The organism is Floccifex sp. (genome assembly GCF_051873555.1).
GTDB lineage: Bacteria > Bacillota_I > Bacilli_A > Erysipelotrichales > Erysipelotrichaceae > Floccifex.
This window is the reverse complement of record NZ_JBJEEY010000114.1, coordinates 24,494-38,792: the sequence shown is the minus strand read 5'-3', so window position 1 is coordinate 38,792 and position 14,299 is coordinate 24,494. Positions and strand designations below refer to the sequence as shown.

Here is a 14,299-nt window from a genome sequence, read left to right as displayed (position 1 = left end):
TATGGATTTCAATGATGGTTTCTAGTTTAGATGCAATGTTGATTGGATTTGTTTTGAAAAAGAAAAGAAAATAAAAATGTGGTTTAACCCACATTTTTTTGTTTAAATGGCTGGGGTACAAGGATTCGAACCTTGGAAATGTCAGATTCAGAGTCTGATGCCTTACCGCTTGGCGATACCCCAATATGCCTTATAATAATACCACTATTTTTTTAAAAATCAAATGGAATTGTTGAAAGAGAATGACTTTTAGGTATAATTAAACTGTTAAAAAGGAGTGAAGAAAATGAAAGTTCGTACTCGATTTGCACCTAGTCCAACTGGGTATATGCATATAGGTAATTTACGTACTGCTTTATTTGAATATTTAATTGCGAAAAAAGAAGATGGTGATTTTATTTTACGTATTGAAGATACCGATCAAGGTCGTAAAGTAGAAGGTGCTGTCGATATTATTTATGACACAATGAAAACTTGTGGCTTAAACTGGGATGAGGGACCCGATATTGGTGGAGACTTTGGTCCTTATATTCAAAGTGAACGTTTAGGCATGTATAAAGGATATGCTGAAAAATTAATTGAATTAAATGGAGCGCATTATTGTTTTTGTTCGGAATGTGAATTGGAAAGACAAAGACAAGAGGCAGGGGATTCTTTTAAATTTGTGGATCCTTGTAAGTCATTAAGTAAAGAAGAAATTCAGGCAAAATTAGATGCGAATGAAGAATATGTCATTCGTCAAACAATTGAAAATGTAGAAACAACTTCATATTATGATGAAGTATATGGACAAATTGATGTAGATGCTAATGTATTAGAAGAACAAGTTTTAATTAAATCCGATGGATTTCCAACATATAATTTTGCCAATATTATTGACGACCATACAATGAATATTACCCATGTTGTACGTGGAAACGAATATTTATCCAGTACACCTAAATATAATTTAATTTATGATGCCTATGGATGGAAACGACCAACTTATGTACATGTTCCACCTGTTATGAAAGACGAACAACATAAGTTATCAAAACGAAATGGAGATGCTTCTTTCCAGGATTTAGTGAAAAAAGGATATTTACCAGAAGCGATTATTAATTATATCGCATTACTTGGATGGTCACCTGAAACCGATCAGGAAATTTATTCCATGGATGAATTGAAACAAGCTTTTAAAATCAGTCGTATTTCAAAGTCACCTGCTATTTTTGATATTGATAAATTAGCTTGGATGAATGGAGAATATATTAATCGTATGTCTTTAGATGATTTTTATGAATTAGCTAAACCTATTTTAGAACAAATCATTACAAAACCATATGACTTAAAAGAAATTGCTTCTTTAGTACAGCCTCGCATTAAACGCATTTCAAGAGAAGACATTGAACCATTGATTGATTTCTTTGAAGAATTACCTGACTATGACTTAGAAATGTATAAACACAAAAAAATGAAAACCACTATGGAAAATTCCATTGAACCTCTAAAAGAAGCGTATCAAGTTCTTTCTGATTTAGAAGACTGGAGCATTACACAAAATATTCAAGATGCCTTAATGACTTTACCAGCTAAATTAGAATTAAAAAATGGACGAGTATTATGGCCAGTTCGTACAGCTGTTTCTGGAAAACAATTTACACCAGGAGGCGCTATGGAAATCGGACATATTTTAGGGAAAGAAGAAACGCTTCGTCGTATTCAAATTGGAATTGATCGCTTACAGAAAGCTTGTAGTGAATAATGAATTGGATGGAATTATTATATAAAGCCGGTGAATTTTTTCTGATTCTTTTCATTGGATGGATATTAGCACCTATATTTAAGAAAAAAATTATTAAATTTGGTTCTAACAGTAAAAATCCAGGAGTCTTTACTTTCTTTGCTTCCTGTATATCCATTTTAATTCGCGTGATTGCTATAGTCATTGCTCTATCCAGTCTAGGCGTAGATATATCCATCATTGTAGGTTCTTTTTCTGCGATAGGATTAGGTATTTCTTTAGCTTTAAAAGACAATATGGCCAATGTAGCCTGTGGCATTCAGATTTTATTCACAAAGCCATTTGAAGTGGGAGACTACATTGAAGTGGATGGAAAAGAAGGTACAGTGACACGCATTGAAATTATGTTTGTGACCATTACGACCTTTTCCAATCAAGTTATTGTTTTACCGAATTCTTTAGTCGTTAATAAATTTGTGACAAATTATTCAAAAAACAATGCCCGTCGTATACATATTGAATGTGCACTTTCATTAGAAGCCAATGTAGATGATGTATTACCTGCTTTTGAAAGTGTATTAAAGAATAATGCCTATGTGCTTCAGGAACTCGAAAATAAAGCCGTTGTGGAATCCATTGAAACCACATATTTAAAAGTCGGAATCTTTTGCTGGGTGGATATAAAAGTCTATTGGGATGCTTTATATCAAATCAATCAGGAAATTCAAAACAAAAAAATAGAATTACATGTACCAGTTCCAACAATAAAGGTGAGCCAGTAAGCTCACCTTAAATTATTTCTAAATACCTTAAATTATTTCTAAATACTTAAAAGCATTATATATGCCATTTTTTAATATAGAAGACGTTACATAATCACATTTACTTTTTACATCTTCTGGTGCATTTCCCATCGCAATTGAAAAATTGGATTTTTCAAACATCGAAAAATCATTATAACTATCGCCAATTGAAATCACATCTTTTTGTTGAATTTGATAAAAATCCATTAAAGTCTGCATCCCATTTCCTTTTGTGATTTCTTTATGCGAAATTTCACCACTTTCTTTTCCAAAAGGTGCAAAGGTTGCACGAACTACATCAAATTCTTCTTTAAATATATTTTCAATGTCTTTATAATTCAACATAGACTCTAAAAACGTTATTTTATTGATTTTTTGTTGAATCAGATTGTCATAATCCATAAATTCAACATGATGAAATAAATTATAAACACCATGAAGTTTTCTTTTTTCTTCGGGTAAAGAAGAACAATGGATGTCATATAACAGCTTTAAAGAATTCCTTGCTTGTTTATTTCCATATACTTTTTCTGAAGTTTCAAATAAACAAGGAATTTCATGTTCTTTCATAAAAGACAATAAATATGAAATTTGTGAATCATCAAAATAAACTTCTTTTAAGTTTTTTTCACTGGTATATACACAAGCCCCTGAACCAGTGACAATGCCATCAAAATCAATGTCTAATAAATCTCCATATAATTCACATTTCTGTCGCCCTGTACATAAACAAATGAAATGTCCGTTTCTTTTGGCTTTTTCAATGGCAATTTTTGCACTTTCAGGAACATAACCAGAATGATGGAAAAGTGTTCCATCAGCATCTAAAAAAATCATTTTCATGTTCCTATCTTACTGAAAAGTGATAGAATTGTAAAGACGACTTGTGTTTTTATTCTTGTTTATTGTATCATTGTAATGAAATGAATGAGAGGATATTATGTTAGAATTATCAATTTATTTAGGAAGTGCAGCTATATTGGGTTTATTACTGATCTGTATTCCTGCACGAACTTACAATAAAATATTAAAACCATTTCAAATGTCTACATTTGGAATTCGATACATTCGAAGAAGAAGAGACCATACCGATACACTTACCAATTTCTTTTTATTTTTTTCCATTTTATTTTGTCTGATCTACTGGATTATTCCTTTTTATCAAATTATTTATGGAATCTGGCTTTTCTTTGCGTTTTTATGTACATTTGCACAAAGTGCAAAAATTGCTTCGAAAATGAAAACAATTCCGGGAAAAATTGTGATGTATGGAATTTATTTAATGTTTATATTTGGATTATTTTCATCCATTGGATTATTTAATAACTTTATTTCCAATTCTTTTGTATCAAGTTTTACCAAAGATGTTTTTTCTTTAAAAATAGTAAATGCCTATTATTATTTCACAAACCCGACTTTTACAATTGTTGTATTTCAGGCCTTTATTTTAATGGTTCCTTTATATTGTCTATGGGCACAATTTAAATATATGCGATTAGAAGAAACATATAAAGCCAGATGGATTTTCACTTATATTTTCAAGATTTGTTTTGTATGTTCCTTAATGTTTGTTCTATCTTATTTTGGATATGAAGGCATTATGATTGTTTTTCAATTAAAAGAAATATAAAAGACGAGTCTTCGTCTTTTTTTTAGGAGGATTATGAAAAAAGAAATTGTTCAAAATTGTAAAGACTGCATAGTCGAAAATCGATGGGTTATTTATGAAGATGGTTTTCCTTTTTATCAAAAAGAAATACTGGCATTGGAAGAAGAATTATATGCATCTCTTTGTATGGATCCCAATTGTATTGAAAATTATCAAAAAATAAAGGATATACCTGTTTCAGAATTAAATATATCGCAAGTCTATACATATTTAACATATATATTTAAAAATGAAGGCTTTGTGATTGGTTTTATTGATACATATTGTAAAAATGGTATATTATATGCTTTATTAGAAAGAGTGTAAACATGGCAAAATTAATTTTTAATTATGGTGCAATGGGATCAAGTAAAAGTGCTAATGCATTGATGGTTTTATATAATTATGAAGAAAGAAACCAGAAACCTATTTTATTAAAACCCAATATTGATGTAAGAGACGGAAAAAATATTGTGAAATCTCGTATTGGTTTAACACATTCCTGTGAATTATTAAATGAATTCTTAGATAAATATCATCAAAATCCAGACTATGTCAAACAATTTGATGCCATCATTGTCGATGAAGCCCAATTTGCCAGACCCGAAGAAATTGACGATTTAAGTGATATTGTCGATTTTTATAATGTTCCAGTTTTATGCTACGGATTACGCTGTGACTTTCAAAATCATTCGTTTCCAGGTTCTATGCGTTTATTAGAAATCAGTGATGAAATTAAAGAAATAAAAACAATTTGCTGGTGTGGAAAAAAAGCACTTTGTAATGCAAGATACAATGAATTAGGAATTGTTAAAGAAGGTTCTCAAGTAGTTTTAGGATCTAATGAATCTTATATTTCTTTGTGTCGTAAACACTTTAAAGAAGGAAAATTAAAGGGATAAATATGTATACGGTTTCTTTATTTTTTGATGAACAAACGAATCATTATTTTAATCAATTAATACATAAAATTGAACAAAAAATTAATGTTTCGTATTCCATTCCTGTTCATCTAACATTAGCTGCCAGTTATAAAGAAATACAAGTAAATCCAATTTCTTCTTTTGAAATCGAATTTGTTTCGATATGTTTATTAAAAGGAACCATTTGTGTTATACCCGTTTTCGATGATTTGTTATATAATGTCTATAAAGAAATTCATTCCTGTTGTGAAGAAAAAAATTGTCATGTCTTTTATCAAAAAGGGAAATACTTTCCCCATGTGACTTTAGCTAAGCATTTAAATGCAAAACAAATGCGAATGGCATATCAGACCATTCAAAATGAATTTGTTCCTTTTAAAGCTAAAGTCATAAAAATGGCTATTTCACAAACCAAGCCTTATCAGACAATACAAGAATGGAATGTAGAAAGGTGAAACTATGCAGAAAAAATGTGATTACTGCGATAATTATTACGACGATACCAAAGAGCAGTGTCCATATTGCGGGGCACCCAATGATCATATTGCCCGCAGCAGTGATCAACAACCCAAAACCATTGAAGAACTAAAACAATGGGTTATAGATCATCATTTACCAGATGAAAAGATTACTCGTTTCTTTATTGGAAAAGATATTAAAGAGCCAAGGGCTTTTGGTATTTATCAAGACCCAAATACAGGTAATTTTATTGTTTATAAAAACAAAGACAATGGACAAAGGGCTATTCGCTATGAAGGAAAAGACGAAGCCTATGCTGTCAATGAATTATATCAAAGACTTCGTTCTGAAATTTCCAATCAGAAACAACAAAATCAAAATCGTCCCAGGAATAAAAATATTCCGCAAAAGAAAACAAGGGGGTTTCTAGTTTCCTGTTTTGCTCTTGTTTTTATTTGTTTAGCATTCTTTATAGTTTTTTCTTCGTTTTCAGGACCAAGTAATGGATATTATAACTATCGAGGAAGTCAATACTATTATCAAGACAATGACTGGTATTATTACGATGATAATACAGATAACTGGTATTATGCCAATGACATGGATTCAAATTTTATCGATAATGCTCAGGATTATTATCAATCGTCTCCAGATTCAAATACCAGTGATTTTGAAGATAGTCAATATTGGACCGATTCATCGGATTATGATAGTGACTGGGACAATGATAGTTCCTGGGATTTCTCGGATTCCTGGGATTCATCGAGCTCGGATTGGTCCAGTGACTGGTAAAAGTGGTTGATCCACTTTTTTTTAAGGAGAGTTATGTTAAAAGTTGGAATTTGTATTTATTTTATCATTAAAATTTTATGGAACTGTTTTTGTAATATATTACAGACTTCACAAATGAAAAAACCATTGCCAAAAGAAGTAGAAGATGTATATGATACAAAGCGATACAATGAATTTATTCAATATAAAAAAGAATATAGAGACATATCGCTTGTTCAAATGGGATTGGAAACAATCTTTATGTTGATCTTAGTATTTTCAAAATTCTTTTCCTGGATATCTTCTTTTGAATCGGTTTATGTTGGTTTATGGATTTGCATTGGAATTGACTGGTTTGTGGGTTGCATTTTTTCTTTTGGCATTGAATTCTATGAAACATTTCATATTGAAGAAAAATATGGCATGAATAAAAAAACAAAAAAAGAATTTATAAAAGACTTTGTTCTAAATCAGGGATTTGAAGCATTAATGAATCTTGTTTTATATACATTTTTTGTTTTTATTTTGGAACATTTATCACAATGGACACATGGATTTACTATTTCTTTGATGCAATGCATAGGATTTTTATTGATCCTTGTTTTGATTTTCGCTTTATTAATGTTGATTTTTTCTTATTTATCTTTTTTGGTTATGATGAAACAATATCATTTTGTAGATTTAGAAGATGAAAAACTCTTACAGGAAATTAAAGAATTATTAAAAGATTCCAAGAAAAAAGTCAAACATATTAAAGTCTATGATGAATCCAGTAAAAGTACAACGAAGAATGCTTTTGTACTTCGTTTACCGTTTTATCGAATGATTGGCATTGCCGATAATTTTCTCAATGAAAATTCACACAATGAATTATTAGGGGTTTTAGCCCATGAAGCCGGGCATTTAAAACATAAGAAACAATGGTATAACTATGGAATGTATTGTATTGCTTTAGTGGCTTTTATTTGTATTGCTGGTTTGATGCAGCATCCTGAAATTATATTTTATTTTGTAGAAATTATCAATCAATCTTTTTCTTTATCACATAGTGTATATTTTTTATATTTTTTCATTTTTGGACTTATTTTAGAACCTTTATTTTATGGCATCATGGTTATTCGAAATAATGTAGTTCGAAAAGAAGAATATGAAGCCGATCAGAATGTTGTCAAAGAAGGATATCAAGAAGATTTAATTATTTTATTTAAGACTTTGTCAAAAGATGAACTCGTAAATGTCAATCCACATCCTGTTATTGAATTTTTAGAATACGATCATCCAGGTATGGCTAATCGAATTCGTGCACTGAAAAATTGATAAAATTCATTTTTTGGGTATAATTGTTATAACAAGGATGAGGATGTTATGAATATGAATGGTGATATATGTATTGACTTTAGAGAGAATAGTGAAGAAGAAATATATTGTATTAAAGATTTTTTTCAGAAAAATGGACCTCAAAATCAATGGATTCGAAAAGGAAATTTAACCGAAAATTGTTTTTATAATTTTCATCATTTATCGTTTACTTCTATTTATGTGAACGAAGAAACAAAAGAAAGTATTATTAATTTTTTAAAGGAAATGGTTTCAAAGAATCCTTCTATTTGTTTTAAAGGATTGATTTGTGAAGAAAGCCAAAATTTTTCCAGAGAATTAAAGATATTGAAAGAAAAAACGGAAAAACAAATTCGTTTTGAGTGTCTATACAACAAATTATCAAAAATAAGTGATCTTGATTTTCAAGTCATGGATTTAATGGATAAAGGGTATTCACATGATGCCATTGCCCAGGAATTAGGAATTGATATTCGTTTTATATAAAAAAAGAAGATGAATTAATAACGTGGATAAAAATCATCTTCTTCTATTGTTTGTTTTGTCTTTGAAGTGATTTGAGAAATATGAATATATTTATCATTTTGTAACAGATCAATTAAATGATCAATATCATGTTTTTCTCCTTGCACTTCCATTAAAACAGAACCATCATCACAGTTTTTGACCCATCCCGTTAATTGGAGTTGCTGGGCATATTGTGTAGCCATGAAGCGAAAACCTACGCCTTGAACCTGACCATAGAAATGGTATTCATAGCGTATGGTATTTTCAGTAATGGGTTTGTTTATTTTTGGTTTCTTTTTAAAAAGGAACATATGATCACCTCATTTATTATATCGTGTTTTATTTTGTTATGCCAGGGGGATTTATGGATACAGTACAAATTGATACTTATAAAATAGTAGATGGACAAGGAAAAGAAATTGAAGTGGCATTGATGGATGTCTTTGAACATGAAGGCAAACAATATGCAGCTGTTTCAGAAATGATTGATCAGGAAATTCAAGATGATGTGTATTTATATCGTTGTTTTGGAACAGGTATGGATATGGTTTTTGAAGAAATTGAAGATGACATGGAGTTTGAAACAGTTGTAAAAGTTTATATGTCATTTTATGGTTTTGAATAGTACAAAATGGACTAGTCAAATTTTGTCTAAAAATTTATTTTTTTCGTTCTTTACTGTATATTTAATAAGCACTTTAAAAAGTGCAGGCCTGTGGAAGAGTTGGTTTGGTTCACCAACTCTTCTTTTTCGTGTATAATAAGTCTAAAGGAGATATATGAAAAAGTTAGTAATTAATGAAGATCAAGTGGATTCTTGTTTTGAATCCAGATTTATGAATGTATTTGATTTACACTACAAAAATAATTCACATTATTATAATGCGACAAGACGAAAAAAAGAAGACCTGGTTTGTTTAAAATCCGATGAAGAATTTAAAAAAATGCGACCCGATGCTGTGAGTTGTGTTGTGATTTTAAAAGGAGAAGAACCAAAACTATTGTTGTGTCATGAATTTCGATATCCAACGGGACAGTTTTTATTAGGTGTTCCAGCGGGTTTAATGGATTCAGAAGATAAAGATATTATTGAAACAGCACAAAGAGAAATTTATGAAGAATGTAATTTAAAAGTGAATAGAAATCAAATTTCTATTATCAATCCATTGGTATTTTCTACGCCAGGAATGAGTGATGAATCCAATGCTCTAGTATGTGTACAAATTGATACTGCAATGAATGTCAATAGCTCTCATAGTGAAGGAAATGAAATATTTGATGGGTTTTCTTTATTTTCGAAAGAAGATGCACAGCGGTTGTTAAAACAAGGCTGTGATGATCAAGGAATTTTTTATTCTGTTTATACCTGGATGGCTTTGATGTATTTTGTTTCGGACATGTGGTTATGAAAAAGTCGTGGTTTATTGTGATATTGAATCTAGTTTGTGTTGTTTCTTGTTTTTGTTTATTGTGTATAGATTCTCTTAAAACAAAAACACTGGTTAATGGTTTTTTCTTTTTTGTTTTATTAATGGGAATATTTTTGATTTGTAAGTTTTTTTATCATAAAAATTATTTAAAAATCAATGAATATAGTTTTTCCATTGGATTGATTTTTATTTTAATAGCTGGTTTTGGTTTCTATAAAAATACAGAACTTGCGCTTTATTTTGATCAATGCATTGGTGTTTTTGTTTGTTTTATAGGAATTTTGTCACTACAATGGTCAATTCAATTAAAATGCATTCACAACCCGTTTTCATTTATTTTATTTGTATTTTCCATTTTAATGATTGCCATATCCATTTGCGTATGCCTGGATGCTGGGTTTTTAAAACAAATTGATCTATTTCCAATTTGGTTATTGCTGATTTGTTCGTTGTTTGATTTAATTGCATTGTTGCTGGTTTTTATTTCGTTTCGTCTATATGAAAAGAAAACAATAAAAGAACAGGAGAAAGAAGATGGTGAAGCAGAGCTTATTGATTGATCAGGAAGAAAGAGAAGCCATTGTGGAATTAATGATTGAATGCAATCCAAGATTTCACAAAACAGAAAAAATATGTTTGATTGTTGCGATTATTGGTTTATTGTGTGGATTTTTTTTCTTTTTTTGTGGATCCATTGTTGTCCCCATTTTATTTGTTTTCCATTTCTTGTTCTTTTTGTATATGTCAAAAAGTGGATTCAAAAAGAAAATGGCAAAATCAATTTCAAAGGAATTTCCAGAAGATGGCACTTTAATGCGTACATATATATTGAATGAAGATGGAATCAGTCTTCGTTCTAAATATGGTTTTGATTCATATAAATGGGATTGCATTGAAAAATGTGGAAAATATTATCATTATTTTTATTTTTATCGAAGTGATGGACAAATTATGATTTTAGATCATCGTAATTTAAGTGAAGAAGAAAAAGAAGAAGTTTTATTGTATATGAAGAAATGTGGTGAATGTAATGGAATTAAATGAAAATAATGTGTTTGAACTCTTTACCAAGTGTTTACCCGATGATAATACACAGGAAATGCATTTAGTAGCGGTGCAGTTAATGATGGCTGCCAATGGCTTTGAACAAATTGATAATCCAATTTATCTGGATAAGAAAAAAGTGATGGATCAAAAAGATGTCATTGATTCTTTCTTTGGTCAATTGTATGTAACACATTTTTCAAAAGTGAATGTTGTCGATATCAATGATGTTTATAAAAAATTTGATGGATCGTATTGGGCGAAACAACCGTCTTCAATTTTGCAATTGTGTTATTTGGGAATTGTAGTGGGAAATTGTCATCCTTTATTTAATAATAAAATTCATCAAAGAGTGGTTCTTCCTTTGAAAAAAGGAATTCAGCCTTGTGAAAAATAGGAGATTGTATGAAAATCACATTTGCGCATTGTAATATTTTAAACGGAAACGAAAATATGAAGCTGCAAAAAAATATGAATATCATTGTAGATAAAGAAAAAATTGTAGCCATTGAAAAAGATATCATTGAAGGAACCATCATTGATTGCTCCAATCAATTTGTTTGTCCAGGTCTGATCAATATGCATGTTCACTTATCATCCGATGGATTCTATAATCATAAAAACAATGACAGTCGGATTGCAGCTTTAGTTAATTCCAATCCCATTGGACGCTACCTTGGATTACGCATTTGTCAAAGCTTTGCGTATACAGAATTAATGTCAGGTGTTACAACGATTCGATGTGTTGGAGGCTTATCCGATGTAGATAGTCAAATTCGAGATAAAATTAAAGAAGGAAAATTAATTGGACCTAGAATGTTAGTAGCCAATCGGGCTTTGACAATGGTAAATGGATATATGCACAATCAGGGGCCAATTGAAATTCATAAATTAGAAGATTGTAAAGAAGCATTGGAAAAATTAATTCATACAAAACCTGATTTTATCAAAATTATGGTTACAGGCTGGGCTGGTAATGAAAATTTTAATGAAATGGAAATGCCAGCGGAATTGATTCGTTATATTACCAATGTTTCACATCAACATAATTTACCAGTAGCGGCTCATGTACAAACGCCACATGGCATTCAAGTTGCTTTGGAAAATGGTGTCGATATAATTGAGCATGGTTCTTTTGTGGATGAAAAATTATTGACTTTATATATGAGAAAAGGCGCAAAATTGATTTCAATTTTATCTGGAATTCTTCCATATGCTTGTTTTGATACAACGACGACATATATTTCAGATGAATCCAAAATACAGTATCAGAAAATTCTAGAAGGTATAGTAGATAATGCCAAAAAAGCCATTGCCTATGAAATTCCATTAGGAATTGGAAACGATGCAGGAAGACCTTTTGTTTCTCATTATGATTTTTATCGAGAATTAATCGCATTTAAAAAATTAATGAATGTGTCTAATGAGTATGTATTATTTAATGCAACAAAAAGAAATGCACAATTATTGAATATAGAAAATATAACTGGAACCATAGAAGTTGGAAAATATGCCGATTTTATTATTATGAATGAAAATCCAGCTCAAGATTTAAATGCATTAAGTCATATAGATACGGTAGTCTTTAACGGAAGAGTCTTTAAAAACCCAAAAATCAAAAAGAATCGATTGAGTGAAACAATCTGGAATTTATATAAAGAGAAATAGAGTTTATGCTCTATTTTTTAATTGTTATAAATAGCCAATATGAAGTAATAAACAACATAATTAATCTCTTAAAATAAATATATAATTATATATATTACAAATTATGGAGGTATTATTTCATGAAAAAATTAAGAAAATTCTTATTGAGCATGGCTATGACATTTGCCCTTGGTTTTACAACTATGTCAATAAATGTTATGCCTATCTTAGCAGAAGAAGTTGAAGAAACAAATGAATTAGAGGGTGTAGAAAACTCAGAAGAAGGATTAGAACCATCAAATGAATCCGAATCAACTGAACAAACTGGAAATAATCAACAATCAGAACAAACAGATGAATCGAAATCAACAGAACAACCAGATGTAGGTAATGAAGATTCGAAGGGAAATGATCCAGGTGCTGTTCCTGCTATGTTAAGTTTTGATGATGAAATTCCTTATCCACAAACAGCGGATGCTTATTTTTATTTATTAAGACCAGGAGAAGAAATGGATGCTGGAACAGATCCTAATACTAGATGGTATGGAATCACAAAACTTTCTGGCAGTGTAAATTTAGATCCAAGTATTCCATATTCTATTGGAACTACATTAAGTGTAAGTGGAAACGTAAATACTTTTCCAAGTGAATATCCACCTATTACAACTAAATCTGGTGTGAGTTATACTTATGATTCTGAAGGTACAAAAGCACCTGGAACATATTCAATTGTCTGGGAACGTATAAAAGTGGCCAATGGAGCAAATGCTGGTATAAATAATGCCATTGTACCTGTTAATGCAGGAACACCAACATATCATGTAGATGGTTATGCGATTTTAAATGATACAAATAAAGTCACAATTACTTTTGAATATATTCCAGCTGGTGAAAGTGAATTTTTACCAATGGAACCTACTGTAAAAGAATCACCGGTAATAGAAAAAAATGTAGTAGTACCAACAATGGAAACAAAAACAGGTTATGTATTTGATGGTTGGTATTATGATTCAGATTTTACACAAAAAGTAAATTTTGAAAACAGTGAAAAAGTAATCAATTCAAATATATTCTACTATGGTCGTTATGTACCAGCTGAAGTGGGTTATACAGTCAATTATTATTATGATGGGGTATTAGATGCTTCTCAGACTGTAAATGATAAAGCTAAATTTGGTTCTACCATTGAATCTGTCGATTTAAAAGAAAAAGATGGTTATGTATTAGATACAGTTGAAAATCTTCCTTTGATTATTGGAGCCGATGAAAATAAGAACGTGATTCATGTATATTATGCAATCGACAAAAATTTCAATGGAATTCCGGATAAATATGAAGTCACTATTACATATCAAGTGATTCATGGTACTTTTGATGGAAAGACTACAGTAACACAGGATTATGTGATTGCCCAATTCAATAAAGAAACACGTTGTTGGGAACCAATTGAAACAAAATTAGAAAATATTCCTGTTTCACAAGCGGATGAAGGTTATAAAGATGGTAGCTGGTTAGGGGATATTCCAACAACAGATACTATTGTTAAAGAATCAATGACATATACATATGAATATGTAAAAGAAGAAGTAAATACAGATAATAATTCAGATTCTAATAAAGATTCAGAAAAGAAAGAAACAAATAAGAAAAAAGTAAATACTTCTTATGTATCCAATAGCTTATCGAATTCTTTGAAACTATTGTTCAGTTCTTTTGCGTTGATGATTTTATTGAAAAAACGATAATTTTTTGTTCATAAAATCGCAACAAATGTATTCTTTTGATTGACAAAAGAATGAATTTCAATATAATTTATTTTATTAAATGCGAAGAAAAGAAATAGTAAAACAAGGATGTTTGATAGAGACTTCTTGGCTGGTGGAAAAGAAGAAACAAATTGTTTGAACACATCTTGGAGCAGTATAGATGAACTCGAGTAGTTTATAACGTGAACCCGCGTTAGAGGTTTGAGGTGCATTGCACGAAAAAAGGTGGTACCACGTAAG

The 14,299-nt window shown here is 30.2% G+C and carries 18 protein-coding genes, 1 tRNA gene and 1 other annotated feature (1 of these 20 only partly in view); of the genes, 16 read left to right on the top strand and 3 right to left on the bottom strand.

The features are described from left to right. Positions 1–107: 107 nt before the first annotated feature. Positions 108–183 (bottom strand) — tRNA-Gln (locus ACI32A_RS06680). 103 nt (positions 184–286) lie between these two features. Here ACI32A_RS06680 and gltX point away from each other — a divergent pair. Together gltX and ACI32A_RS06670 are read left to right on the top strand one after the other, a co-directional pair. Then, entirely contained in the window at positions 287–1,744 is a 1,458-nt protein-coding gene (gltX, locus tag ACI32A_RS06675; RefSeq protein ID WP_439754261.1) for a glutamate--tRNA ligase, read from the top strand. 8 nt (positions 1,745–1,752) lie between these two features. Then, positions 1,753–2,505 (top strand): mechanosensitive ion channel family protein, encoded by a 753-nt coding sequence (locus ACI32A_RS06670; RefSeq protein WP_439754260.1) that lies wholly within the window; start codon positions 1,753–1,755, stop codon positions 2,503–2,505. A gap of 27 nt (positions 2,506–2,532) precedes the next feature. Here ACI32A_RS06670 and ACI32A_RS06665 read toward each other — a convergent pair whose 3' ends face one another. Beyond that, entirely contained in the window at positions 2,533–3,369 is an 837-nt protein-coding gene (locus tag ACI32A_RS06665) for an HAD family hydrolase (RefSeq protein ID WP_439754259.1), read from the bottom strand. Positions 3,370–3,466: 97 nt separating this feature from the next. On the opposite strand from ACI32A_RS06665, the gene ACI32A_RS06660 reads away from it, so the two are divergent. Genes ACI32A_RS06660 through ACI32A_RS06630 form a run of 7 tightly spaced genes read left to right on the top strand, consistent with a single transcriptional unit; the run spans position 3,467 to position 8,151 of the window. Then, complete coding sequence (locus tag ACI32A_RS06660) at positions 3,467–4,156, top strand: hypothetical protein (protein ID WP_439754258.1); 690 nt, start codon at positions 3,467–3,469, stop codon at positions 4,154–4,156. Between the two features lie 33 nt (positions 4,157–4,189). Further along, complete coding sequence (locus ACI32A_RS06655) at positions 4,190–4,501, top strand: hypothetical protein (RefSeq protein WP_439754257.1); 312 nt, start codon at positions 4,190–4,192, stop codon at positions 4,499–4,501. 2 nt (positions 4,502–4,503) lie between these two features. Then, positions 4,504–5,076, top strand: coding sequence for a thymidine kinase (locus ACI32A_RS06650; RefSeq protein ID WP_439754256.1), 573 nt, complete (start codon positions 4,504–4,506; stop codon positions 5,074–5,076). A gap of 2 nt (positions 5,077–5,078) precedes the next feature. Next, positions 5,079–5,552, top strand: a complete 474-nt coding sequence (locus ACI32A_RS06645; protein ID WP_439754255.1) for a hypothetical protein — start codon at positions 5,079–5,081, stop codon at positions 5,550–5,552. 4 nt (positions 5,553–5,556) lie between these two features. Next, positions 5,557–6,348 (top strand): hypothetical protein, encoded by a 792-nt coding sequence (locus ACI32A_RS06640; RefSeq protein WP_439754254.1) that lies wholly within the window; start codon positions 5,557–5,559, stop codon positions 6,346–6,348. 33 nt (positions 6,349–6,381) lie between these two features. After that, positions 6,382–7,644, top strand: coding sequence for a M48 family metalloprotease (locus ACI32A_RS06635; RefSeq protein WP_439754253.1), 1,263 nt, complete (start codon positions 6,382–6,384; stop codon positions 7,642–7,644). Between the two features lie 54 nt (positions 7,645–7,698). Next, positions 7,699–8,151: a hypothetical protein gene (locus tag ACI32A_RS06630; RefSeq protein ID WP_439754252.1), complete on the top strand. Its 453-nt coding sequence runs from the start codon at positions 7,699–7,701 to the stop codon at positions 8,149–8,151. Positions 8,152–8,165: 14 nt separating this feature from the next. Here the strand turns inward: ACI32A_RS06630 and ACI32A_RS06625 are convergent, their stop codons facing one another. Then, the gene (locus ACI32A_RS06625) at positions 8,166–8,483 is read right to left on the bottom strand and encodes an acylphosphatase (RefSeq protein WP_439754251.1); all 318 of its coding nucleotides are present in this window, start codon (positions 8,481–8,483) and stop codon (positions 8,166–8,168) included. Between the two features lie 53 nt (positions 8,484–8,536). On the opposite strand from ACI32A_RS06625, the gene ACI32A_RS06620 reads away from it, so the two are divergent. From ACI32A_RS06620 to ACI32A_RS06590, 7 genes are all read left to right on the top strand, one after another. After that, positions 8,537–8,797: a DUF1292 domain-containing protein gene (locus ACI32A_RS06620; RefSeq protein ID WP_439754250.1), complete on the top strand. Its 261-nt coding sequence runs from the start codon at positions 8,537–8,539 to the stop codon at positions 8,795–8,797. A gap of 154 nt (positions 8,798–8,951) precedes the next feature. Next, positions 8,952–9,581 (top strand): NUDIX hydrolase, encoded by a 630-nt coding sequence (locus ACI32A_RS06615; RefSeq protein ID WP_439754249.1) that lies wholly within the window; start codon positions 8,952–8,954, stop codon positions 9,579–9,581. After that, complete coding sequence (locus tag ACI32A_RS06610; RefSeq protein ID WP_439754248.1) at positions 9,578–10,162, top strand: hypothetical protein; 585 nt, start codon at positions 9,578–9,580, stop codon at positions 10,160–10,162. Before ACI32A_RS06615 ends, ACI32A_RS06610 begins: the two co-directional genes overlap by 4 nt. Then, positions 10,137–10,646, top strand: a complete 510-nt coding sequence (locus ACI32A_RS06605) for a YcxB family protein (RefSeq protein WP_439754247.1) — start codon at positions 10,137–10,139, stop codon at positions 10,644–10,646. The genes ACI32A_RS06610 and ACI32A_RS06605 overlap by 26 nt, the downstream gene beginning before the upstream one ends. Continuing rightward, on the top strand, positions 10,633–11,043 hold the full coding sequence (locus tag ACI32A_RS06600) for a hypothetical protein (RefSeq protein ID WP_439754246.1): 411 nt from the start codon (positions 10,633–10,635) through the stop codon (positions 11,041–11,043). The genes ACI32A_RS06605 and ACI32A_RS06600 overlap by 14 nt, the downstream gene beginning before the upstream one ends. A gap of 8 nt (positions 11,044–11,051) precedes the next feature. Then, positions 11,052–12,314: an amidohydrolase family protein gene (locus ACI32A_RS06595; protein WP_439754245.1), complete on the top strand. Its 1,263-nt coding sequence runs from the start codon at positions 11,052–11,054 to the stop codon at positions 12,312–12,314. 119 nt (positions 12,315–12,433) lie between these two features. Beyond that, positions 12,434–14,038, top strand: a complete 1,605-nt coding sequence (locus tag ACI32A_RS06590; protein ID WP_439754244.1) for an InlB B-repeat-containing protein — start codon at positions 12,434–12,436, stop codon at positions 14,036–14,038. A gap of 75 nt (positions 14,039–14,113) precedes the next feature. Beyond that, positions 14,114–14,299 (top strand) — a binding site (T-box leader) (it continues 18 nt past the right edge of the window).

Coding starts and splice junctions, on each gene's coding strand:
- gltX (WP_439754261.1), top strand. CDS start 287: ATGAAAGTTCGTACTCGATTTGCACCTAGTCCAACTGGGTATATGCAT.
- ACI32A_RS06670 (WP_439754260.1), top strand. CDS start 1,753: ATGGAATTATTATATAAAGCCGGTGAATTTTTTCTGATTCTTTTCATT.
- ACI32A_RS06665 (WP_439754259.1), bottom strand. CDS start 3,369: ATGAAAATGATTTTTTTAGATGCTGATGGAACACTTTTCCATCATTCT.
- ACI32A_RS06660 (WP_439754258.1), top strand. CDS start 3,467: ATGTTAGAATTATCAATTTATTTAGGAAGTGCAGCTATATTGGGTTTA.
- ACI32A_RS06655 (WP_439754257.1), top strand. CDS start 4,190: ATGAAAAAAGAAATTGTTCAAAATTGTAAAGACTGCATAGTCGAAAAT.
- ACI32A_RS06650 (WP_439754256.1), top strand. CDS start 4,504: ATGGCAAAATTAATTTTTAATTATGGTGCAATGGGATCAAGTAAAAGT.
- ACI32A_RS06645 (WP_439754255.1), top strand. CDS start 5,079: ATGTATACGGTTTCTTTATTTTTTGATGAACAAACGAATCATTATTTT.
- ACI32A_RS06640 (WP_439754254.1), top strand. CDS start 5,557: ATGCAGAAAAAATGTGATTACTGCGATAATTATTACGACGATACCAAA.
- ACI32A_RS06635 (WP_439754253.1), top strand. CDS start 6,382: ATGTTAAAAGTTGGAATTTGTATTTATTTTATCATTAAAATTTTATGG.
- ACI32A_RS06630 (WP_439754252.1), top strand. CDS start 7,699: ATGAATGGTGATATATGTATTGACTTTAGAGAGAATAGTGAAGAAGAA.
- ACI32A_RS06625 (WP_439754251.1), bottom strand. CDS start 8,483: ATGTTCCTTTTTAAAAAGAAACCAAAAATAAACAAACCCATTACTGAA.
- ACI32A_RS06620 (WP_439754250.1), top strand. CDS start 8,537: ATGGATACAGTACAAATTGATACTTATAAAATAGTAGATGGACAAGGA.
- ACI32A_RS06615 (WP_439754249.1), top strand. CDS start 8,952: ATGAAAAAGTTAGTAATTAATGAAGATCAAGTGGATTCTTGTTTTGAA.
- ACI32A_RS06610 (WP_439754248.1), top strand. CDS start 9,578: ATGAAAAAGTCGTGGTTTATTGTGATATTGAATCTAGTTTGTGTTGTT.
- ACI32A_RS06605 (WP_439754247.1), top strand. CDS start 10,137: ATGGTGAAGCAGAGCTTATTGATTGATCAGGAAGAAAGAGAAGCCATT.
- ACI32A_RS06600 (WP_439754246.1), top strand. CDS start 10,633: ATGGAATTAAATGAAAATAATGTGTTTGAACTCTTTACCAAGTGTTTA.
- ACI32A_RS06595 (WP_439754245.1), top strand. CDS start 11,052: ATGAAAATCACATTTGCGCATTGTAATATTTTAAACGGAAACGAAAAT.
- ACI32A_RS06590 (WP_439754244.1), top strand. CDS start 12,434: ATGAAAAAATTAAGAAAATTCTTATTGAGCATGGCTATGACATTTGCC.